This is a genomic window from Rhizobium sp. P28RR-XV (assembly GCF_012641385.1).
Lineage (GTDB): Bacteria > Pseudomonadota > Alphaproteobacteria > Rhizobiales > Rhizobiaceae > Rhizobium.
The window spans coordinates 180,359-201,823 of sequence record NZ_JABAIG010000004.1 but is presented as its reverse complement, the minus strand read 5'-3'; the positions used below and the strand labels follow the sequence as shown (position 1 = coordinate 201,823).

Annotated in this window: 24 protein-coding genes; 15 read left to right on the top strand and 9 right to left on the bottom strand. The window is 60.4% G+C overall.

What is annotated here, in order from left to right; all coding sequences use genetic code 11:
* Window positions 1-103: 103 nt before the first annotated feature.
* On the top strand, window positions 104-505 hold the full coding sequence (locus HGP12_RS10385; protein WP_168839889.1) for a DUF2794 domain-containing protein: 402 nt from the start codon (window positions 104-106) through the stop codon (window positions 503-505).
* Between the two features lie 69 nt (window positions 506-574).
* Here HGP12_RS10385 and HGP12_RS10380 read toward each other — a convergent pair whose 3' ends face one another.
* The 4 genes from HGP12_RS10380 to HGP12_RS10365 all read right to left on the bottom strand — a co-directional run bounded on the left by HGP12_RS10380 (window position 575) and on the right by HGP12_RS10365 (window position 5,544).
* On the bottom strand, window positions 575-1,132 hold the full coding sequence (locus HGP12_RS10380; protein ID WP_168839890.1) for a GNAT family N-acetyltransferase: 558 nt from the start codon (window positions 1,130-1,132) through the stop codon (window positions 575-577).
* Between the two features lie 222 nt (window positions 1,133-1,354).
* Window positions 1,355-2,095 (bottom strand): Bax inhibitor-1/YccA family protein, encoded by a 741-nt coding sequence (locus tag HGP12_RS10375; RefSeq protein ID WP_149635953.1) that lies wholly within the window; start codon window positions 2,093-2,095, stop codon window positions 1,355-1,357.
* A gap of 195 nt (window positions 2,096-2,290) precedes the next feature.
* Window positions 2,291-4,837 carry an ABC transporter permease gene (locus HGP12_RS10370; protein WP_168878739.1) on the bottom strand — a complete coding sequence of 849 codons (2,547 nt, stop codon included), beginning with the start codon at window positions 4,835-4,837 and terminating at the stop codon, window positions 2,291-2,293.
* On the bottom strand, window positions 4,834-5,544 hold the full coding sequence (locus tag HGP12_RS10365) for an ABC transporter ATP-binding protein (RefSeq protein WP_168839892.1): 711 nt from the start codon (window positions 5,542-5,544) through the stop codon (window positions 4,834-4,836). Before HGP12_RS10365 ends, HGP12_RS10370 begins: the two co-directional genes overlap by 4 nt.
* An 81-nt stretch (window positions 5,545-5,625) precedes the next feature.
* On the opposite strand from HGP12_RS10365, the gene HGP12_RS10360 reads away from it, so the two are divergent.
* Window positions 5,626-6,276, top strand: a complete 651-nt coding sequence (locus HGP12_RS10360; protein WP_168839893.1) for an arylesterase — start codon at window positions 5,626-5,628, stop codon at window positions 6,274-6,276.
* A 68-nt stretch (window positions 6,277-6,344) separates the two neighbouring features.
* A complete protein-coding gene (thpR, locus tag HGP12_RS10355; protein WP_168839894.1) occupies window positions 6,345-6,941 on the top strand; it encodes an RNA 2',3'-cyclic phosphodiesterase in 597 nt (198 codons plus the stop codon).
* Here thpR and HGP12_RS10350 read toward each other — a convergent pair.
* The gene (locus HGP12_RS10350) at window positions 6,872-7,354 is read right to left on the bottom strand and encodes a low molecular weight protein-tyrosine-phosphatase (RefSeq protein ID WP_168839895.1); all 483 of its coding nucleotides are present in this window, start codon (window positions 7,352-7,354) and stop codon (window positions 6,872-6,874) included. The two genes, thpR and HGP12_RS10350, sit on opposite strands and share 70 nt — an antisense overlap.
* Before the next feature lie 32 nt (window positions 7,355-7,386).
* Here HGP12_RS10350 and HGP12_RS10345 point away from each other — a divergent pair, with 32 nt between their 5' ends.
* The 5 genes from HGP12_RS10345 (at window position 7,387) to HGP12_RS10325 (ending at window position 11,001) form a co-directional block, all read left to right on the top strand.
* Window positions 7,387-7,692, top strand: coding sequence for a 4a-hydroxytetrahydrobiopterin dehydratase (locus HGP12_RS10345; protein WP_168839896.1), 306 nt, complete (start codon window positions 7,387-7,389; stop codon window positions 7,690-7,692).
* A 66-nt stretch (window positions 7,693-7,758) separates the two neighbouring features.
* Window positions 7,759-8,148 carry a YkvA family protein gene (locus HGP12_RS10340; RefSeq protein ID WP_168839897.1) on the top strand — a complete coding sequence of 130 codons (390 nt, stop codon included), beginning with the start codon at window positions 7,759-7,761 and terminating at the stop codon, window positions 8,146-8,148.
* 332 nt (window positions 8,149-8,480) lie between these two features.
* Entirely contained in the window at window positions 8,481-9,044 is a 564-nt protein-coding gene (locus HGP12_RS10335; protein ID WP_168839898.1) for an invasion associated locus B family protein, read from the top strand.
* A gap of 287 nt (window positions 9,045-9,331) precedes the next feature.
* Window positions 9,332-10,567 carry a 23S rRNA (adenine(2503)-C(2))-methyltransferase RlmN gene (gene rlmN, locus HGP12_RS10330; RefSeq protein WP_168839899.1) on the top strand — a complete coding sequence of 412 codons (1,236 nt, stop codon included), beginning with the start codon at window positions 9,332-9,334 and terminating at the stop codon, window positions 10,565-10,567.
* A gap of 5 nt (window positions 10,568-10,572) precedes the next feature.
* Window positions 10,573-11,001, top strand: coding sequence for a hypothetical protein (locus HGP12_RS10325; protein ID WP_168839900.1), 429 nt, complete (start codon window positions 10,573-10,575; stop codon window positions 10,999-11,001).
* On the opposite strand, the gene HGP12_RS10320 is transcribed toward HGP12_RS10325, so the two are convergent.
* Window positions 10,985-11,626 (bottom strand): LysE family translocator, encoded by a 642-nt coding sequence (locus HGP12_RS10320; protein WP_168839901.1) that lies wholly within the window; start codon window positions 11,624-11,626, stop codon window positions 10,985-10,987. The two genes, HGP12_RS10325 and HGP12_RS10320, sit on opposite strands and share 17 nt — an antisense overlap.
* Window positions 11,627-11,694: 68 nt before the next feature.
* The gene (locus tag HGP12_RS10315) at window positions 11,695-12,549 is read right to left on the bottom strand and encodes an SDR family NAD(P)-dependent oxidoreductase (protein ID WP_168839902.1); all 855 of its coding nucleotides are present in this window, start codon (window positions 12,547-12,549) and stop codon (window positions 11,695-11,697) included.
* A gap of 85 nt (window positions 12,550-12,634) precedes the next feature.
* Between HGP12_RS10315 and HGP12_RS10310 the strand changes: the two genes are divergently transcribed.
* The 3 genes from HGP12_RS10310 to HGP12_RS10300 all read left to right on the top strand — a co-directional run bounded on the left by HGP12_RS10310 (window position 12,635) and on the right by HGP12_RS10300 (window position 14,513).
* A complete protein-coding gene (locus tag HGP12_RS10310; protein ID WP_168839903.1) occupies window positions 12,635-12,877 on the top strand; it encodes a type II toxin-antitoxin system ParD family antitoxin in 243 nt (80 codons plus the stop codon).
* A gap of 49 nt (window positions 12,878-12,926) precedes the next feature.
* Entirely contained in the window at window positions 12,927-13,169 is a 243-nt protein-coding gene (locus tag HGP12_RS34765) for a type II toxin-antitoxin system RelE/ParE family toxin (protein WP_168840078.1), read from the top strand.
* A 120-nt stretch (window positions 13,170-13,289) separates the two neighbouring features.
* A complete protein-coding gene (locus HGP12_RS10300; protein ID WP_168839904.1) occupies window positions 13,290-14,513 on the top strand; it encodes an argininosuccinate synthase in 1,224 nt (407 codons plus the stop codon).
* 77 nt (window positions 14,514-14,590) lie between these two features.
* Here the strand turns inward: HGP12_RS10300 and HGP12_RS10295 are convergent, their stop codons facing one another.
* Window positions 14,591-15,073 (bottom strand): MarR family winged helix-turn-helix transcriptional regulator, encoded by a 483-nt coding sequence (locus tag HGP12_RS10295; RefSeq protein WP_168839905.1) that lies wholly within the window; start codon window positions 15,071-15,073, stop codon window positions 14,591-14,593.
* 161 nt (window positions 15,074-15,234) lie between these two features.
* Between HGP12_RS10295 and HGP12_RS10290 the strand changes: the two genes are divergently transcribed.
* Both HGP12_RS10290 and HGP12_RS10285 read left to right on the top strand, forming a co-directional pair.
* The gene (locus HGP12_RS10290; protein ID WP_168839906.1) at window positions 15,235-15,876 is read left to right on the top strand and encodes a LysE family translocator; all 642 of its coding nucleotides are present in this window, start codon (window positions 15,235-15,237) and stop codon (window positions 15,874-15,876) included.
* Between the two features lie 98 nt (window positions 15,877-15,974).
* Complete coding sequence (locus HGP12_RS10285; RefSeq protein ID WP_168839907.1) at window positions 15,975-18,038, top strand: M3 family metallopeptidase; 2,064 nt, start codon at window positions 15,975-15,977, stop codon at window positions 18,036-18,038.
* Between the two features lie 99 nt (window positions 18,039-18,137).
* Here the strand turns inward: HGP12_RS10285 and HGP12_RS10280 are convergent, their stop codons facing one another.
* The gene (locus HGP12_RS10280; RefSeq protein ID WP_168840079.1) at window positions 18,138-18,602 is read right to left on the bottom strand and encodes a MarR family winged helix-turn-helix transcriptional regulator; all 465 of its coding nucleotides are present in this window, start codon (window positions 18,600-18,602) and stop codon (window positions 18,138-18,140) included.
* A gap of 91 nt (window positions 18,603-18,693) precedes the next feature.
* Here HGP12_RS10280 and HGP12_RS10275 point away from each other — a divergent pair, with 91 nt between their 5' ends.
* Both HGP12_RS10275 and typA read left to right on the top strand, forming a co-directional pair.
* Window positions 18,694-19,377: a glutathione S-transferase family protein gene (locus tag HGP12_RS10275; protein ID WP_168839908.1), complete on the top strand. Its 684-nt coding sequence runs from the start codon at window positions 18,694-18,696 to the stop codon at window positions 19,375-19,377.
* 236 nt (window positions 19,378-19,613) lie between these two features.
* Complete coding sequence (gene typA / locus HGP12_RS10270) at window positions 19,614-21,440, top strand: translational GTPase TypA (RefSeq protein WP_168839909.1); 1,827 nt, start codon at window positions 19,614-19,616, stop codon at window positions 21,438-21,440.
* Window positions 21,441-21,465 lie beyond the last annotated feature (25 nt).

Genomic DNA, 21,465 nt, shown 5'->3' with positions numbered 1-21,465 from the left:
TTCGGGCGGCGTAAAAAAATTGTGAGCCCTCTGCCGTCTTGCAATTTGGTGCGGCTGAGGCAAACTGTCATTCTCCTGTCATGAGATAGCCCCTGGGGGATTGATGACTGATCAGCCGGATTTGCGACACGGCGAACACCGTTCCGCCGATACTAATTCCTCCGTCGTCGTCGATCTCAGGGAATACAAACAAAGCAAGGATCCGCTACCGGTGACCTTCCATCGCCGGGAGCTGGATGCGATTTTATGGATCTATGGCCGCATGGTCGGCGAGGGTGAGTGGCGCGACTATGCCATCGACCATTTGAAGGAGAAGGCGGTTTTTTCCGTCTTCAAGCGCTCCGGCGAGATGCCGCTCTTCCGCATCGAAAAGAATCCAAAGCTGGCGGCCAAGCAGGGCGCTTTTTCGGTCGTCAACATCAACGGCATGATCCTGAAGCGCGGCCATGACGTGCAGCAGGTTCTGAAGGTGTTCGACAAGCAGCTGAAGCTGGTGGATAAGTAGTTTCTCTTCATCGGCTCTATGTTGGCGGATAGGTGCCGTATCAGAGCTGCGGCATATCTGAAACCGATGCTACTCCCCAAACAACGTCCCCGGATAGACCGAAGGATCCGGATCGGTGCCATCTCCTTCGCCCAACGCCTTCTGCATCAGCATGGTGTCCAGCCATCGGCCATGCTTGTAGCCGGTGCCTTTCAACAGGCCGACTTCAGTGAAGCCCGCGGCGCGATGCACGGCGACGGAGGCGGGATGGGCGCCGCCGATGACGGCGATCATCTGGCGGAAGCCGAGCGTCACGCAGCGTTCGACGAGCGCATCGAGCAACAGCCTGCCGACGCCGCGCCCGCGGGCCTCGGGCGCCAGATAGATCGAATCCTCCACCATCCAGCGATAGGCCGGCCGTGTGCGGAACGATGAGGCATAGGCATAGCCGAGGAAGGTTCCGGCCTCATCTTCGGCGACGATATAGGGATAGGCCTTTTCCTGGATCGCCTGAAAACGCGCCGCCATCTCATCCTGGCTCGGCGGCGTGATCTCATAGCTTGCCGTGCCGTTGAGGACGGAGTCGCGATAGATTGCCGTGATGTGGGATAGGTCGTCTGTGGTCGCGCTGCGGAGGCTGATGGACATCTGCTTCTTGTTGCCTGATCTGCTAAAGCAATTCCAGGAAAACTGCATGGCAGTTTTCCGTCCGGAATTACGTAGAAACAAAAGGCTGGAGCATTTCCGCGATTCGAAGAAAAGCGGAAGCGTTCAGCTGTGATTGTCCGCTATCAAATCGCAGGGCTTGTCGCCAGGCAAATGAAAAAGGCGGCCGAAGCCGCCTTTCCGTTGCTCATTCATGCTGCGCGATTAACGGCGGTTGCCCATAAACTGCAGCAGGAACATGAACAGGTTGATGAAGTCCAGGTAGAGCGACAGGGCGCCCATGATGGCCTTGCGGCCGGCCACGGTGGCATCGTCGGCGGTGTAATACATTTCCTTGATCCGCTGCGTATCGTAGGCGGTCAGACCCGCGAAGATCAGCACGCCGATCACGGAGATTGCGAACTGCAGGGCGGACGAAGCCAGGAAGATGTTCACGAGCGTCGCGATGATCAGGCCGAAGAGACCCATCATCAGGAACGAGCCCATCGCGGACAGATCACGCTTCGTCGTATAGCCGAACAGCGACAGCGCGCCGAAGGACGCGGCGGTCACGAAGAAGGTCTGCACGACGCTCTGGCCGGTATAGATGATGAAGATCGACGACAGCGACAGGCCCACCAGCGCGGCATAGACCCAGAAGGTCGTCGTCGCGGCAGCCACGCTCATGCGGTTGATCCTGAAGCTCAGGAAGAAGACCATTGCCAGCGGAGCGAGGATGACAACCCACTTCAGCGGGCTGAGATAGATCGCCTGACCGAAGGCCGTGATCTGTCCGTTTGCAAAGGCGAGCGAGAAGGAGAGATAGGCGGCAACACCCGTGATCGCCAGACCCAGCGCCATCAGGTTATAGACCTTGAGCATGTAAGCTCGAAGGCCCTCGTCTATCATCGCACCGGATTGCGCGCCGCTCTGCGCCCGGTTTTGGTAATTGCGGAAGTCAGCCATGTTTTCCTCTTTCAAGCTCCGATGTGAGTACGGTGTCGGGTCTTTCAAGCCCAGGCGCCGCTGCGGAGCTCCAGCATGCCTGCACAGAATATGAGGCTTTCGAGCCTCATACACAAGGGTCAAGCGATCCGGCGCATGTTAAATCGGTGTAATATCGAGCCGTTTTGCCGGCTTCCGGTTGATCTCCGCGGCGAATCAGAGTTCGCGCAGAACGGGTGCCGCCTTCTGGCCGAGAATCCGCCAGGTACCGATCAGGCCGATGCCGACCGTCAGCACCAGGGCGATGATCAGCGTTGAGAAGGCGACGTCGGGCAGGAAGGCAGACGGCAGGCGCATGATGCGGCTGACGATATACCAGGCCGATGCCGCACCCGCGATCAGCGCGAAGATGGCGGTTGCCGCGCCGAGGATCAGATATTCGTAGCTGAAGGCGCGAATGAGCGTGGCACGCGTCGCGCCGAGTGTCTTGAGGATGACAGCGTCATGCGTGCGAGCGCGGTTGCCGGCCGCTAGCGCACCCGCCAATACCAGCACGGATGCGATGAGCGCGACCGAGGCGGCGGAGCGGATAGCGGCGGCGAGCTGTCCCACCAGCGTGTTGACGACATCCAGTGCATCCTTGACGCGGACGCTTGTTATGGTCGGATAGGCATTGGTGACCTTCCGGAGGATCGTGGCTTCCTGAGCGGAGGTGGCCGAAGTGTCGGTCAGCGTTGCCAGCCAGGCATGCGGGGCGCCCTTGAAGGTATTGGGCGAGAAGATCATCACGAAATTGATCGACAGCGATTGCCATTGCACCTTGCGGAAGCTGGCGATCTTGGCAGTGATGTTACGGCCAAGCACGTTGACGGTGACCTTGTCGCCGAGCTTCAGGCCCAGCGCCTTGCCCTCCTCGTCGGAAAAGGAGACCAGCGGCTCGCCGCCATAATCCTTGTCCCACCATTTGCCTTCCGTAATCGAGGCGTTTTCCGGCACGGTTTCGGCATAGGTGATGCCACGATCGCCGCGCAGCACCCATTGCCCGGCGGCCGGCACCCTCATTTTTGTGACATCTTCGCCGTTGAAGGCGACGATGCGGCCGCGCAGCATCGGCGCCTCGACGAGCTTGCCCTTCGGATCCTCGGCGAGCACGATCTTGCGGAAACCTTCCAGCTCCGGCCCCTGAATATCGACGAAGAAGAAGTTCGGCGCCTGCTCGCTCATACGACCGGTCAATTCGCGGCGCATATTACCGTCGATTAGGGTCAGCGTCACAAGCAGCGCCAGGCCGAGGCCGAGCGACAGCACGACGGACGAGGTGAGAGCGCCCGGTCGGTGGATATTGCCGATTGCCAGGCGCAAAGCGGGAGAGCGTACGCGCGGGCTGCGGCGGGCAAGCCAGGAGAGAGCGGCGGCAACGGCGCGCAGCACGACGAAACCCCCAGCGATCGAGACCACGAACACGACCGCGATGAAGCGATCATAGGCGGTGACGATCGCAAGCGCCGCAAGTGCCGCCATCAGCACGCCGGCGGCCAGCAGATAGGGCCAACCGGGCAGGCGGCGCGCTTCGAAGCCCTGTTCGCGGAAAAGCGCCGTCGCCGGCACTTCGCGGGCGTGGCCGAGCGGGGGAATGGCGAAGGCAAGCGTCGTCAGCAGGCCGAAGACGGCGGCGAGCGTCAGCGCGCCGGGATAAAGCCTCGGTGCGGTGGAAATCGGCAGGAATTCGGCTATGAATTGCGATGCGATCATGGGCGCAATGGCGCCGAGAACGAGGCCGACCGCGATGCCGGCGAGCGCAATGACGGCAATCTGAATGAGATAGATCAGCACCACGACGAAGGCCGGCGCGCCCAGACATTTGAAGGTGGCGATGGTCGTGCGCTTCGAATCGAGAAAGGCCCGCACGGCATTGGCGACGCCGACGCCGCCGACGATGAGAGCAGCCAGGCCGACGAGCGTCAGGAATTGCGAGAAACGCGTGACATTGTCGGCGAGCTGGGGAGCGGCGCGATCGCTGCTGCGGATCGACCAGCCTGCCTGCGGGAAGGTGGCATTGGCGCGGTCGCCGATATTGCGGATGCCGGCTGCGGGATGGTCCATGCGGATCCGGTATGCCTGTTCGACGAGGCTGCCTGTCGTAATCAGACCAGAGGCAATCAGGGCATCGCGGCTCGTCACCAGGCGCGGCGCAAAGCCGAATCCTTCGGAGACGGCATCCGGCTCGCTCTCGACAGTACCTGATATGCGCAGCTTGGTATTGCCCAGCAACAGATCGTCGCCGATCTTGAGGTTCAGGCGTTCGAGCAGAAGCGGGGCGACCACGGCGCCATAGGTGCCATCCTTGGCCGCCAGCAGGGTCGACAGTGGCTGGTCCGGCTCGGCCTCGAAGGTTCCGTAGAGCGGATAGGCATCATCGACGGCCTTGACCTCGACCAGCGCCTGATCGGAGCCGTCGGGCAGGCGCGCCATGGAGCGCAGTCCGGTGGAGCGGGAAACTTTCCCCAGGCTTTGGAGGTAGGCGAATTCCTCCGACGTTGCCTCGCGATTGCGCAGCTCAAAACGAGCATCGCCGGCCAGCAGTGATTGGCCCTGGGTCGCGATGGCGTCGGTGATCGAGCGGGAAACGGAATTGACGGCGGCAATTGCGCCGGTGCCGAGCGCGATGCAGGCCAGGAAGATGTAGAAGCCGCCGAGGCCGCCGCGCAATTCGCGCAGGGCAAGGCGGAAGGCGAGCGGCAGGCGCAGTCCCGCCGTGCTCATGCAATCGCTGCCTGGCTGGTGCGCGTGCGCGTGCTGTCGTTCTCGATTTCGCCGGAGCGAACGCGGATCTGGCGCGAGCAGCGGGCGGCAAGCGCCGGATCGTGGGTGACGAGCAGCATGGTCGTGCCGCGCTCGGCCTGCTGGGCGAAGAGCAGGTCGGCGATCTGCCGTCCGGTATCGGTGTCGAGATTGCCTGTCGGTTCGTCGGCAATCAGGACGGCGGGCGAGGGTGCCAGCGCGCGGGCGATGGCGACGCGCTGCTGCTCGCCGCCGGAAAGCTGGCCGGGATAGTGACTGAGCCGTTCGCCCAGCCCCACCGCTTCCAGCTCCCGCCGGGCGATGTCGAAGGCATCGCGGACATTGGCAAGCTCCAGGGGCACGGCGACGTTTTCCATCGCCGTCATGTTGGCGATGAGATGGAAGGACTGGAACACGATACCGATATTGCGGCCGCGGAAATCCGCGATGCGGTCCTCGCTCAGGCTGTGCAGGGGCGTGTCGCGGATCAGGAGTTCGCCGCTGTCGAGCTTTTCGAGACCGGCCAGCACCATCAGCAGGGTCGACTTGCCGGAGCCGGATGGGCCGACGATGCCGACGGCCTCACCTTCCATAATGGTCAGGTCGATGCCCTTCAGCACATGGACCGAGGCGGCGGCAGTGCCGAGCGTCAAATCCGCCTTCTTCAGCTCGATGATGGTTTTTGCCAATGCGAACGCCCTATATATCGGAGAACATCAGAGATAATGGCGGGCACGACTGGCCCAAGCAGCGAATTTAGGAATTGGATCATGGGTTTTAAAGTTGCTGCGTTTCACTTCGCTGTCATCACTTTCGGTCTTTTGTTTGGCGCGGCAGGTGCTGCGGAAGCGCGGACGATCCAGCTGGTCGGCTTCGGCGACAGCCTGATGGCGGGTTACCAGCTTCCGCCCGGCGATGGTTTTCCCGCCAAGCTGGAGGCCGCGCTGAAGGCCAAGGGACTGGATCTGGCCGTCGCCGATGCCGGCGTCTCCGGCGATACGACCTCGGGCGGGCTCTCGCGCATCGACTGGTCGGTGCCTGATGGCACGGATGGCGTCATCCTTGAGCTCGGCGCCAACGACGCGTTGCGCGGCATTCCGCCAGAGCAGACGGAAAAGAACCTCGAGACGATGATCGAGCGGCTGAAGGGCAGAAAGATCCCGATCTTTCTCGTCGGCATGCTGGCTCCGCCGAACATGGGGCCTGACTACGCCGACAAATTCAATCCGATCTACAAGCGTCTTGCCGACAAATACCAGCTTGCGCTCTATCCGTTCTTCCTCGACGGCGTCGCCGCGCATGCGGATCTGCAGCTCGCCGATGGCATGCATCCGAACCCCAAGGGTGTGGATGTGATGGTCCAACATATGTTGCCGGCTGTTATCAGTTTTGTAGGGACGATTGACGCAGGTGCGAAATAGGTGCTTGCACCGACTGCAAATGCGTGATTCCCTAGTTGTACCTGCAAGAGATTCGGGGAGTGCTCGTCATGCCGAGACTTTTTACCGCCCTCGAAATTCCGCGCAATGCGGCCATGAGCCTGTCATTGTTGCGCGGTGGTCTCCCGGGAGCCAGGTGGATCGACGTCGAAAATTATCACATCACTTTGCGGTTCATCGGCGATGTCGATGGCCGCACGGCCGATGAGATCGTCGACCGCCTGGACCGGATAGACCGACCTGAATTCCAGCTTCGGCTGGAGGGCATCGGTTCCTTCGGCTCCAAGAAGCCGCACTCGGTATGGGCCGGCGTGTCGCAGACGCCGGACATGCACGCGCTGCAAGGCGAGATCGAGCGCATCTGCCAGCGCATCGGTCTGCAGCCCGATCCGCGCAAGTTTACGCCGCATGTGACGCTCGCGAGGCTGAAGTCCTCTCGGGTCGATGATGTCGTGCACTATCTCTCCGGTCGTGGCAACTTCTACACCGCGCCATTCACCGTGGGCCGTTTCGTGCTTCTGTCCTCGCGCGAATCGGTTGGCGGCGGTCCCTATCTCACCGAAGAGATATTCCCGCTTCACGAGCCGCGCAGCACGTTCCCGACCTTGGGCAACAATGCGCCGCAGCCGGCCAAGAGCATGGTGTAAACCGTCTCGAAATCCTCGCGGTCGCCGTAATAGGGATCGGGAATGTCCTTGTTGACGCCGAGCGCGAGGGTATTGAAAAGGTGCAGTTTGCCGAGCGCATCGGCGGGTGCCGACTTGCGCAAGTTCTTCAAATTGTCTTGATCCATTGCCAGGATAAGATCGAACCTGCCGAAATCGGCCGGTTCGATACGCCGGGCGTGCTGGCCTGAAATATCGATTCCGTGACCGGCCGCGACGGCAATCGAACGCCGATCCGGACGCTCGCCCTGATGCCAGCTGCCGGTGCCGGCCGAATCGATGTCGAATTCGTCCGAGCGACCGATCTCGCCCGCCAGGTGTCTGAATATGCCTTCGGCGAAGGGCGACCGGCAGATATTGCCGGCGCAGACGAAAAGAATCCTATGACGATCCATGGTATCGTTTCACCGCTAGAGGAGTAATTGCCATGAAATACGAAAAGCTGGATCGTGCCGCAATCGATGAAAATCTTGCGGAGCTTAGCGGCTGGGCGCTTGCGGACGACGGTCTTTCGATTTCGAAGACCTTCAAATTCCGCAATTTCGTCGAGGCCTTTGGCTTCATGACCGAAGCTGCGCTTGCCGCGGAAAAATTCAACCATCACCCGGAATGGTTCAACGTCTATTCCCGGGTCGAGGTGAAGCTGACGACGCATGACGTCGGCGGCCTGACCGACCATGACGTCAAACTGGCAAAGGCGATGGAGAAGGCGGCCGCGCGCCGTCTCGATTGAATCGCGGCAAGCGATCACCATATGTTTACCCGGCCCGGGCGACGGGCCTCGCTAGAGGTGAATGGAATGGATGACATCAAGTATGGGGAAATCCTGATGCCTGGTGACGAAGAGACCCAAAAAGAGCAGGAAAAATCGGTGCGCGGCAAATTCTGGCCGACCTTGCGGAAGGCGGCTCGCCATATTCCCTTTTCCCGCGACGTCGTGGCCGCCTTCTATTGTGCGTTCGACCCGCAGACGCCGACGCGAGTTCGCGGCATCCTGCTGGCGGCACTCGGCTATTTCGTCATGCCGGTCGACATTATCCCCGATTTCTTTGCCGTCATCGGCTTTTCCGACGATGTCGCGGTGCTGACGCTCGCTTTTAGCATGATCAGGGGCCATATCCGCCAGGAACATTACGATGCCGCCGACCGCGCGCTGGAGAACGAGCCTGAGGCCGCCGAGACGGCCTGATGCTCGTTTTGAGGCCCCGATCTGAATCCTCTCGGGTTTCCAGAGATTTATGAGACCTGCCTGATTTTAGCGAGGTCAAATTCTTGCCCGAATCTTTCTGTCTTAAATCGAACCTGCAGGGTGGTACTTCACCATCCGGGTTTTCCAATTCCTTCTGATGCGTTTCAAGCTTTGCGCGATAACTGGATTGAAATGGCACGGAGCCGGTGGCGGCAGCGCTCCGTTGACGGTTTGGTAACCTGAATAAAGTCAAAATAAGGCAGCTCACGAGCACAGGCGTGCCTCAATCGAATCGCCATGCGCTCTGGATCGCAAGAAATCGGCAGGAAACCATGTTTGTAAAAAGCTTCGCAATCGCCCTCTCGCTCGTTCTGGCCGGAACCGGCATCGCGTCCGCGCAGACCAAGAAGCAGAAGCAGACGCAGCAGCCACCGGCAGCGACAGCCGCAGCGCCGGCAGCTCCCACGCGCATCCAGCAGTTCGACGCCTGGGGCGCTTATTCCTACCAGTCGGCCGGCGGCAAGGTCTGCTACGTTCTCTCCGTGCCGACAGCGAAGGCGCCGACGTCGGGCATCGACCATGGCGACAATTTCTTCATTGTGTCGCAACGCCCGGGCCAGAATATTTCCTATGAGCCGCAGGCGATGATGGGTTATCCGCTCAAGGAGAATTCCAAGGTCGACGTCGTCATCGACAACAAGACCTTCGTGATGTTCACCAAGGACAAGGCCGCCTGGGTCGAAAACGCCGCGCAGGAGCCGGCCCTGGTTGCCGCACTGAAATCAGGCCATTCGCTGAAGGTCTCGGCGACCTCGAAGAAGGGCACGGCGACCTCCTACACCTATTCACTGAAGGGCGTCAGCGCTGCGCTCAAGCAGGTCGAAAACTGCAAGTAAGATCGAAGGCCGAGGGATCACGGAAACGTGATCGCGCTAATGCCGCGACCGTAGTAACAAGGCCGGTCAATTCGACCGGCCTTTTGCTTTTAGCGGCCAGACTTTCGCTTTTTAGGGAAAGGGATGACGCGAGCGGAAATTAATGCTAAAGGCCGCGCCAACAGCAGGTGTCCGGCAGACAGCTTGTCCCGCCACCGCATGAATCTTCAGATTTTCGTGCCTTGCCCGCATCCGCAGCTATCGCCAGCTTTTGCGGCATCGCCGATGTGAACCGTTGGAACGATCCCATGTCCGCCACCGATGTCATAACCCCCTCCAGGCTTAAGCCGATGCCCATGTCGCAGCCTGTGGAGCTTTCGCCGAAGCCGTCGCTGATCGGCCTGACGCGCGAAGAAATGGGCGCCGCCCTCAAGGAAAAGGGTGTCGCCGACAAGCAGATCAAGATGCGCGTCAGCCAGCTCTGGAACTGGATCTACGTGCGCGGCGTCTCCGATTTCGATGCCATGGCGAATGTCTCGAAGGACATGCGCGAAATGCTGAAGACGCATTTCACCATCGCGCGCCCCGAGATCGTCGAGGAACAGGTCTCCAATGACGGCACGCGCAAATGGCTGCTGCGTTTTCCGCCGCGCGGCGCCGGCCGCCCTGTCGAGATCGAGGCCGTCTATATTCCCGAAGAAGGCCGCGGCACCCTCTGCATTTCCAGCCAGGTCGGCTGTTCGCTCACCTGTTCCTTCTGTCATACCGGCACGCAGCGTTTGGTGCGCAACCTGACGGCGGAGGAAATCCTGTCGCAGCTGCTTCTGGCGCGCGACCGGCTCGGCGATTTCCCGGATCGTGAAGCACCGCAAGGCACGATCATGCCGGCTGAGGGACGCAAGGTCAGCAATATCGTCATGATGGGCATGGGCGAGCCGCTCTATAATTTCGACAGCGTCAAGACGGCGCTGCTGATTGCATCTGACGGAGACGGCCTTTCTCTTTCCAAGCGGCGCATTACGCTTTCGACCTCGGGTGTCGTTCCGGAAATCTATCGCACCGGTGACGAGATCGGCGTCATGCTGGCAATCTCGCTGCATGCGGTGCGCGACGATCTGCGCGACATGCTCGTGCCGATCAACAAGAAGTATCCGTTGAAGGAATTGATGGACGCCTGCCGTGCCTATCCCGGCCTGTCGAACGCCCGGCGCATCACCTTCGAATATGTGATGCTGAAGGGCGTCAACGACAGTCTGGAAGACGCGAAAGGCCTGATCCAGCTCCTGAAGGGCATTCCCGCCAAGATCAATTTGATCCCGTTCAATCCCTGGCCCGGCACGAACTACCAGTGTTCCGACTGGGAGCAGATCGAGAAGTTCGCCGATTTCATCAATTCGGCCGGCTATGCCTCGCCGATCCGCACGCCGCGCGGGCGCGACATTCTCGCCGCCTGCGGTCAGCTGAAGTCGGAGTCGGAGCGCATGCGCAAGACGGAGCGATTGGCTTTCGAAGCAATGATGATCGCCAACCACGGCGAGGATTGAGATCGATGCTTCTCGGACTGCGCAAGCCGATACGGCTCTTATGGGGCTATCTCGCCGCTTGCGTTCTGATGGGCTTCGTGCTGGCCTGCGCCGCCGCATGGACAGTGCCGGAGACCGCGGCGCCCGAGCTTTTCGTTCTCACCGTCGGGCTGACGAAGGTCGCCATGATCGTCAGCATCCTGCCGTCCCTGGTCGTCATCCCCATTCTCGAGTGGCGGCGGGTTCGCCGCTGGTACGGCTATGCGATCTACGGGGCCATTCTGTCTTCCGTGGCTTCCATCCTGATTTCCGGCGGCGTGGAAAGGCCGCAGACCCTCAATCTGATCACCATTGCGGTCTGCTTCGCCTTCCTGGGCACAGCCAGCGCCACCGTCTATTGGTGGATTGCCGGCCGGTTTGCGGGTCGCTGTCCGATGCTCAACGAGCCTGAGTGAAGAAGATCTTCATCGCGAAAATCGAAAAGACGCCGGCAAAGGTGTAGTCGAGGCCGCGCATCACGCCGCGGTTCCTCTGCAGCCATGACGACAGGCCGTCGGCAGCAAGAACGACGAGCATGTTCACCGGCATGCCGATGACGATGAAGAAGAAGCCGAGGAAGAGCAGCTTGTGCGTGACGGCCGGATCGCCTGCCGTGACGAACTGCGGCAGGAAGGTCATGAAGAAGATGATGACCTTCGGGTTCAGCAGATTGACCCAGAAGCCGGTTGAAATATTGGCAAGCGGCGTGCCCCTGATAGCATCGACCTTTTTGACCGACAGGCTGGAGCCGAAGCGGATCGCCTGGATCGCCAGCCACAGCAGATAGGCAGCGCCCCCGGTCTTGAGCATGGTGAAGGCAAGCGGAGAGGCCGTTATCAGCGCCGAAATGCCGAAGGCCACCAGGCAGGTGTGGACGATGACGCCGAGGCTGGTGCCAAGCACGACGAAGAGCGCCGGCTTCTTGCCCTGTGCGAGCGCGCGGCTGATCGACAACGTCATGTCGGGGCCGGGCGTCATGGCCAGCAACAGGCTCGCTGCCGCAAAGGCGAGGAGGGTCGGCAGGCTTGGTATGAAATCCATGATAGTCGCTCCGAAAGCCGGATTATGGTGCTTAGCGTTTTCTTATCCGGCTTTCGGGGGATTGCAAATCAATCCTTCTTTTCGAGGAAGGCCTTGAATTGATCGGCATAGTCTGGGTGCCAGCGCGACAGCGGTGGGCGGTTCTCGACGATATCGCCGGCTGCCCAGAGCATGCGGCGCTCATCCGTCGGGCGGGCGACATCGTTGTCGGGGCAGAGAATATAGAAATCGCCGCGCGTCAGGCTTTCCACCATGAACTCGACCGTCTGCTCCGGCGTCCAGGCGCCGGCGGGCTTTTCCCTGCGCTCACCTTTGGTAAGCCCGGTGAAGACGAAGCCAGGGATGAGAAGATGGGCCGATATCTTCGCGCCTTCGGTATTGCGCAGTTCGTGCTGCAGCGCTTCGGTGAAGACCTTCACGCCGGCCTTCGAGACATTGTAGGCGGGATTGCCTGGAGGCGTGGTGATGCCCTGCTTGGAGCCGGTGTTGATGATGACACCCGGTTCGCCATGCGCCAGCATGCCGGGTCCGAAGACGCGCGTGCCGTTGACGACGCCAAGCAGATTGACGCCGAGGATGGCGTCCCAACCGGCTTGCGCGCTGAAGATCGAGGTTTCCGGTCCGATGCCGGCATTGTTCATCAGCACATGCACCCGGCCGAAACGCTGCAGGACGGCACGCTCCAGCGCTTCCAACGAATCCTTGCTGGCGACATCGGTCTCGATGGCCATAACGTGCTCTTCGCCCGTGATCGTCTTGAGTTCGGCGCTGGCTTCCGCCAACCGGTCGCCGCCGAGATCGGCGATGACGACACTCATGCCGAGCGAAGCGAAATATTTCGCGGCGGCGAAGCCGATGCCGGAAGCGCCTCCGGTGATGACGGCAACATTGGATTTCTTGAAAATGTCTTGAATATCGGTCACGAGCGGCGCCCTCCTCAGGCATTGTTCGGTCGCCGCCGAATATGGTAGTTTCGGCAACCAAGTCAAACGGTCGGAGGTCGCGCCCGTGACAAAACATGTATCCGTAGAGATCGACGAGCAAATGGATGTGTTCATCGGCCAGCAGATCAGCCATGGCCAATATGGGTCTCCAAGCGAAGTCATCGCCGCCGCGCTCAAACTTCTGCGCCATCAGGCAGAGTTGGAGGCCATTGCCGACGCGATAAAAGAAGGTGAAGAGTCCGGCGAGCCGCAGGACTTCGACGGTGCCGAATTTCTCAAGGAGATGCATCGGAAATATGCCCGCTGAAAGTCGCGCATATAAAATTCTGCCGAAAGCGCGGTAGGATCTTGAGGCGATTTGGCGCTACACACAAGAGAGATGGCCCCTTCATCAGGCCGATGCCTATTACAACGAAATGGTTGAATGTTTCCCCGCACTGGCAAGCGGAATAAAACGCGGCCGCGCCATCGAAGGCCTCAAGTCCGAACATCTCGTCTCGACTTGCGGATCGCATTTCATCGTCTACAGAGACGATGAGCGTGTCGTCACAATCATCCGCATCCTGTATCGGCGGATGAATATCGGGGCTCATCTCTGACGCTGCCCCGCGAAACATCCCACTCGCACTTCCCCTTGCGCCTCACGATAATCTCGCTAAAAGTTCCGCGATACAGGTTTGCGGGCCTTTCCTTTGGCCCGCCTCGAAACGGAACTCATCATGGCATCACATAAAGACGTGAAGAAAGTCGTTCTCGCCTATTCAGGCGGTCTCGACACCTCGATTATCCTGAAGTGGCTGCAGACGGAGCTGGGTGCGGAAGTCGTGACCTTCACCGCCGATCTCGGCCAGGGCGAAGAGCTTGAGCCGGCGCGCAAGAAGGCCGAGCTGCTTGGCATCAAGGAAATCTATATCGAGGACGTGCGCGAGGAATTCGTGCGCGATTTCGTCTTTCCGATGTTCCGCGCCAACGCCGTCTATGAAGGCGTTTATCTCCTCGGCACGTCGATTGCCCGTCCGCTGATCTCCAAGCATCTGATCGAGATCGCCAAGAAGACCGGCGCCGATGCCATCGCGCACGGCGCGACCGGCAAGGGCAACGACCAGGTTCGTTTCGAACTGTCGGCCTATGCGCTGAACCCGGATATCAAGATCATTGCACCCTGGCGCGACTGGTCGTTCAAGAGCCGGACCGATCTGCTCGAATTCGCCGAAAAGCATCAGATCCCGGTTGCCAAGGACAAGAAGGGCGAAGCGCCTTTCTCCGTCGATGCCAACCTGCTGCACTCTTCTTCCGAAGGCAAAGTTCTGGAAGATCCGTCGCAGGAAGCGCCCGAATATGTGCATATGCGCACGATTTCGCCGGAAGCCGCTCCCGACAAGGCGACGATCATCAAGATCGGCTTCGAAAAGGGTGATGCCGTTTCGATCAACGGCCAGCGCCTGAGCCCGGCAACGCTGCTCGCGAAGCTGAACGAGTACGGCCGCGACAACGGCATCGGCCGCCTCGACCTCGTCGAAAACCGCTTCGTCGGCATGAAGTCGCGCGGCGTCTACGAAACGCCCGGCGGCACGATCCTGCTTGCGGCTCATCGCGCCATCGAATCCATCACGCTCGACCGCGGTGCCGCGCACCTCAAGGACGAGCTGATGCCGCGCTATGCCGAGCTGATCTATTACGGTTTCTGGTTCTCGCCGGAGCGCGAAATGCTGCAGGCGCTCATCGACAAGAGCCAGGAGCATGTCGAAGGCGAGGTGACGCTGAAGCTCTACAAGGGCAATGTCATGACCATCGGCCGCGAGAGCCCGAAGTCACTTTACTCCGACAAGCTCGTCACCTTCGAGGACGACCAGGGTGCCTACGACCAGAAGGACGCGGCCGGCTTCATCAAGCTGAATGCGCTGCGCCTGCGCACGCTCGCCAAGCGCAATCTATCGAAATAATCGATACCTTGCATGCTGAAGAGCCCGCTTCCGGTCGCCGGAGGCGGGCTTTCTTATATGGAAAGCGGCGCCCGGAGTTAATCGACCGGCCGTAATTCGCGTTCGATTTCAGCCGGCGCTTCGGCCTTCTGCAGATTGCTGCGGAAGGTACAGAGCGTGTCATGCAACTGAAGTTGAAGGTCTTTGTCGAAGCCTTGCGTCGCACTGCGTTCGACTTCGCAGACTTCTCTGTCGATCTGCTTCAGCTTGGCGTCGGCCGATTCCGAAAGCACGATCCGCTTGGCGCGGCGATCGAGTGGGTCTGGCTGGCGTTCGATCAAGCCGCGCGCCTGCAGCTTGTCCAGAAAGGCGCTGACCGTCATCGGCTCCAGCCCCATCCGGGAGGCGATGTCGAGCTGGCGACTGCCATTGATGGCGGCGACCTGCATCAGCGTCCGTGCTTCGCCCGCCGTCAGTCCAAGCCCGGCGACAAGAATGCGTCGCTCAAAGGCCGTCCTGATCAGTCGGGCGCAATCGCTCACAAGAAAGGCGAGCGAATCCGTATTAATCCTGCTGTTCATAAGCGCTTCCCTACCTACGCTCTTTAATTTTTAGGCCCCACTACGTTCTTATTGACTTCATCCCATGAACACAACGACTTCTTCTGCCAGAAAACGCGCTGCTGCTTGACCGGGTTCCGCAGATTGCTACTCTCGCGCGATTAACAGCGGGAACACCCATCATGACACAATCGCTTGTTGTCGGTGCCTTTCTGGCCGCGCTTTTCTATGTCCTCATTCCCGGCCCTGCATTTCTGGCGCTGCTCGGTATCGGCGCAGGGCAGGGGCGCAAGGCGGGCGCATTCTTCGTCAGCGGCCATCTGCTCGGCGATCTCGTCTGGTCCACGCTTGCATTGGTCGCCATTGTCGGCGCAAAGACCATCGGCACCTTCGTCTTCGATATGCTGGGATTGCTGTGTGGCTTCTATCTTGCCTGGATCGGCTGGAGCGCGGTGACCGCCAAGCCGAAGGGCGAAGGCAAATCGCTCGTCAATGTCGAGCGGCCCTTCCGCCGTGGCCTGATTTTCGGCGTCACCAATCCCAAGGGATATCCCGTGGCCCTGGCGACCTTCACGGCACTTGTCGCAGGCTCCGCCGGCGCGCTGACCTTCAGCGCGCTGCCGCTGCTGCTCGCCGTTTCCCTTGCCGGTTTCATCACTGCCGATCTCATCCTGATCAGCATTATCGGCGCCAGCGCCGTCCGGCGCTTCTATCGCGCGCATGAGCGGTTGATCGTGCGATGCTCGGGCGTGCTCTTCATGGGCTTCGCGGCCCAGGCGCTTTGGCACGCCACGCCCGGCCTGCTTGGCTGGCGCAAGGCCTGATCGCCCTCATTCAATTTGTTCAGCTCCGCGCCATACCAATTCGGCGGGAGTAGCCTTATATCGTGCTTCGATCAGATGCTGTCGAAAGGATGCCTTGCATGTCTTCCCTTACCGCCGTCAATCCTGCGCTCACCGAATGGACCGGACATCAGGGGCTGCCGCGTTTCGACGCAGTAAAGGATACGGATTTTGCCGCTGCCTTCGACGCGGCACTTGCTTCGCATGAAGCGGAGATCGACGCGATCGCCGGCAACAGCGAGGCGGTGACTTTCGCCAATACGGTGACGGCGCTGGAAATCGCCGGCGACGAGCTGTCGCGTATCTCGGCGCTTTTCTGGAACAAGGCCGGCGCCCATACGAACGAGACGATCCAGGCGCTGGAGCGCGAGATCGCGCCGAAGATGGCCCGGCATTATTCGAAGATCGGCACGAATGCGGCGCTCTTTGCCCGCCTTGATGCTCTTTGGGAGGGGCGCGAGGCTCTCGGGCTGACGCTTGAAGAAACCCGCGTGCTGGAGCGGCATTGGAAGGGCTTCGTCAAGTCGGGCGCCAAGCTGCCGAAGGCAGAGCAGGAGCGCCTGTCTGTCATCAACGAGACGCTCGCGGGCCTCGGCGCACAATTCGGCCAGAATGTGCTGGCGGATGAAAAGGATTGGGCACTGCTTCTGTCGGAGGAGGCCGATCTTGCGGGTCTTCCGGACTATTTGCGCGATGCGATGGCGGCGGCGGCGCGCGAACGCGGCGAAGAGGGCAAATATGCGGTCACCTTGTCACGCTCGATCATCGAGCCGTTCCTCACCTCGTCCGAACGACGCGATTTGCGCGAGCAGGCCTTCAACGCCTGGATCGCTCGCGGCGCTAATGGCGGCAAGACGGACAACCGCAAGATCGTTCGTGAAACGCTGGCGCTTCGGGCAGAGAAGGCGAAGCTGCTCGGCTACGCCAACTTCGCGGAACTGAAGCTCGACAACACCATGGCGAAGACGCCGACGGCCGTGAACGATCTGCTGATGACCGTATGGGCGAAAGCGGCCGCACGCGCTGCGGAAGAAGAAAAGGATATTGCCGGCTTGATCGCGGAGGAAGGCCGCAATCATGAGGTCATGCCCTGGGATTGGCGGCATTATGCCGAGAAGATCCGCACGCGGAAGTTCGATTTCTCCGAAACAGAGCTGAAGCCCTATCTGCAGCTGGAAAAGATCATCGCCGCCTGCTTCGATGTCGCCGGCCGCCTTTTCGGCATTCGGGCCGTCGAGCAGAAGGGCGTTCCCGCCTATCATCCCGATGTCCGTGTCTTCGAGATCCGCGACCGCTCCGACAAGCTCGTCGCCCTGTTTCTCGGCGACTATTTCGCGCGCAGCTCCAAGCGCTCCGGCGCATGGATGAGTTCGTTTCAGTCGCAGCACAAGCTGCCGCTGAAGAGCGGCGAAATCGGCGAGCTGCCGATCATCTACAATGTCTGCAACTTCGCCAAGCCGGCGAAGGGCAAGCCGGCGCTGCTGTCGCTTGACGACGCGCGCACGCTGTTCCACGAGTTCGGCCATGCGCTGCACGGAATGCTTTCCAATGTCACCTATCCCTCTGTTTCGGGCACCGGCGTTTCGCGCGATTTCGTAGAGTTGCCGTCGCAGCTCTACGAGCACTGGCTGACCGTGCCCGCCATCCTCAAGGAATATGCCGTCCACTACGAGACCGGCGAGCCGATCCCGCAGGCGCTGCTCGACAAGGTACTGGCCGCCCGCACCTTCAATGCCGGGTTCAATACGGTCGAATTCACCTCCTCGGCCCTAGTCGACATGGCATTCCACACTCGAGGTGTTGTCGACGACCCAATGGCGATGCAGGGGGAGGTGCTTGCCGAGATCGGCATGCCGAAATCGATCGTCATGCGCCACGCGACGCCGCACTTCCAGCATGTGTTTTCCGGCGACGGCTATTCGGCGGGCTACTATTCCTACATGTGGTCGGAAGTGCTCGACGCCGACGCCTTCGCCGCCTTCGAGGAAACCGGCGACGCCTTCAATTCCGACATGGCCGGGAAGCTCAAGTCCAATATCTATTCCGTCGGCGGTTCGATCGATCCGGAAGATGCCTACAAGGCCTTCCGCGGCAAGCTGCCGAGCCCGGATGCGATGCTGAGGAAGAAGGGGCTGGCGGCCTGATTCCCCACCTTGGGCGTGTTGCAAGGTCCGTCGTGGAAGGTCAACTTTCGCGATCGACTTTGCGACCGTGTTTGGTTCGGATCGGTTTTGCCTTGCAAATCAGGATTTGCGCAAAAGCACGGCTAACAGCTCGGCCAGCTGATCGGCTTGGGCGTCGTCCAGCTTATCGCCCAGGTGGCGTTGGAGCGCCGAGGCATAGACGGTCCATAGGCGGTTCCGCATCGCACTTCCCGCCTCGGTGATAACCACCCAGCGACCTCGTCCGTCCTCGGAAAATACTTCACGGCGAACAAAACCAGCCTTTTCCATCCGGTCGAGAAGACGGGAGAGATTATGCTGGGCGAGCAGCGTACGCTCCTCGATCTCATAGGGCCGCAATCTGCCGTCCGTGGTCCGCGACAGCTCCAGCAGCACGTCATACCAGCCAAGCGGCGGCATGTCGGCTGCCTTCAAGTCCTGCTCGATTGCCGCGAGGGTGATTTGCTGAGCACGCATGAGATGCACCCATGCTCGCGTGATGGCAGGGGAGGGCTTTGCTGGGGAGGCTTCTGAACAATCGGACATGGATGCAATTACATCTATATTGACGACCGTGGCAAGGCCAGATATAGATGCAATTACATCTACCTGAAACGAAGCCTCTGGAGATTTGACCATGTCCGATGGAAAGCTGATTCTCGTCAGCCACTACCTCTGCCCCTACGTTCAGCGGGCGGCCATCACACTTGCTGAAAAGGCCGTGCCATTTGAGATTCGCTATGTCGATCTGTCGGCAAAGCCCGGCTGGTTTCTTGCCATTTCTCCGCTCGGTAAGGTGCCCCTCCTGATCGTGCGGCAGGGCGACGGGTCAGAAACGGTATTGTTCGAAAGCGCGGTGATCTGCGAATATCTCGAGGAAACACAGTCTGGCGCTCGGCTCCACCCGGCCGATCCGCTTGCACGTGCCCGCCATCGCGGCTGGATCGAGTTTGGCTCCTCGATCCTTTCGGACTTGTGGGGGTTCGAGACTGCGAAGGACGAGGAGACCTATGAGGTCAAGCGCAAGGCGCTCATCGAGAAGTTCAATCGTGTCGAAGGCGAGCTGAACGACGGGCCGTTTTTCGCCGGTAAGGCGTTCAGCCTGGTTGATGCGGTCTTCGCACCCGTCTTTCGTTATTTCGAAGTGTTCGACACCATCACACCGACGGGAATATTCGATGCGTTGCCGCGTGCCATGGCATGGCGCGGGGAATTGGCTTTGCGGCAAAGCGTGCGAGATGCGGTGACGCAGGACTACTCCGATCGCCTCAAGGCTTTCCTGGTGAATCATGATGCATGGCTGCTGAAGCGGGCTGCGTGACGAGGGCACAAAAATCCCGGTCGAGGCGCTGCATGCAGCTTATATTGCCTGCATGGCGGCGCGGAGGCTTTGCTGTCGGCCAGCACGAGATTGGTGTGTTCGGGGGCGTGAGGGCAAGCTTTCAGCCCCTTTCTTGCCTCCCCCCTTTCGCAATCGCGAAAAAAAGGCTATGAGCGCGCCAAATGCAATTGGCGTGTTTCCTAGACACTGCGCCCCAGCCTCAGAGATTAAGACATATGGCACTTCGCAACATCGCGATCATCGCGCACGTTGACCATGGGAAAACCACCCTCGTCGACGAGCTTCTGAAGCAGTCCGGCTCCTTCCGCGAGAACCAGCGCACCGTTGAGCGCATGATGGATTCGAACGATCTGGAAAAAGAGCGTGGCATTACCATTCTCGCCAAGGCGACTTCGGTCGTCTGGAAGGGCACGCGCATCAACATCGTCGATACGCCCGGCCACGCCGACTTCGGCGGCGAAGTCGAGCGTATCCTTTCGATGGTGGATGGCGCGATCGTGCTGGTCGATTCCTCGGAAGGCCCGATGCCGCAGACCAAGTTCGTCGTCGGCAAGGCGCTGAAGGTCGGCCTTCGCCCGATCGTCGCGATCAACAAGATCGACCGTCCGGACGCTCGCCACGAAGAAGTCATCAACGAAGTCTTCGATCTATTCGCAGCGCTCGACGCTACCGACGAGCAGCTCGATTTCCCGATCCTTTACGGCTCGGGCCGCGCCGGCTGGATGAACTATTCACCGGAAGGCCCTGTTGAAGAGGGCCTTGGCCCGCTTCTCGATCTCGTGCTGAAGCATGTGCCGGAGCCGAGTGTCGGCGAAGAAGACGGTGCGTTCCGCATGATCGGCACGCTTCTTGAATCCAATCCCTTCCTCGGCCGCCTCATCACTGGCCGCATTCATTCCGGCTCGATCAAGCCGAACCAGGCCGTCAAGGTTCTAGGCCAGGATGGCAAGCCGATCGAAACCGGCCGTATTTCCAAGATCCTCGCCTTCCGCGGCATCGAGCGCACGCCGATCGAGGAAGCCCATGCAGGCGATATCGTCGCTATCGCCGGCCTGTCCAAGGGTACGGTTGCCGACACATTCTGCGATCCATCCGTTACCGAGGCGCTGCATGCCCAGCCGATCGATCCGCCGACCGTCACCATGTCCTTTATCGTTAACGACAGCCCGCTGGCTGGCACCGAAGGCGACAAGGTTACCTCGCGCGTCATTCGCGACCGCCTGTTCAAGGAGGCCGAAGGCAACGTCGCGCTGAAGATCGAAGAAGCCGAAGGCAAGGATTCGTTCTACGTTTCCGGCCGCGGCGAATTGCAGCTCGCCGTTCTGATCGAAACCATGCGCCGCGAGGGCTTCGAGCTTGCCGTGTCGCGTCCGCGCGTCGTCATGCACAAGGACGAAGCCACCGGCCAGATGTTGGAGCCGATCGAAGAAGTCGTCATCGACGTCGACGAAGAGCATTCCGGTGTCGTCGTGCAGAAGATGTCCGAGCGCAAGGCCGAAATGGTCGAGCTTCGTCCGTCCGGCGGCAATCGCCTGCGCCTGAAATTCTTTGCGCCGACGCGCGGTCTCATCGGCTATCAGTCGGAACTGCTGACTGATACGCGCGGCACCGCCATCATGAACCGTCTGTTCCACGACTATCAGCCCTATAAGGGCGCGATCGGCGGCCGCACCAACGGCGTCCTGCTCTCCAACGCTTCCGGCGAAGCCGTCGCCTACGCGATGTTCAACCTGGAAGACCGCGGTCCGATGATCATCGAACCGGGTGAGAAAGTCTATGCCGGCATGATCATCGGCATTCATTCCCGCGACAACGACCTCGAAGTCAACGTGCTCAAGGGTAAGCAGCTGACCAACATCCGCGCCGCCGGCAAGGATGAAGCTGTGAAGCTGACGCCGCCGATCCGCATGACGCTCGACCGCGCGCTTTCCTGGATCCAGGACGACGAGCTGATGGAAGTCACGCCGAAGTCGATCCGCCTGCGCAAGATGTATCTCGACCCGAACGAGCGTAAGCGCTTCGAAAAGGCGCGTACTGCCTAACGGCAAGGCCTGCACTGCTTCGAAT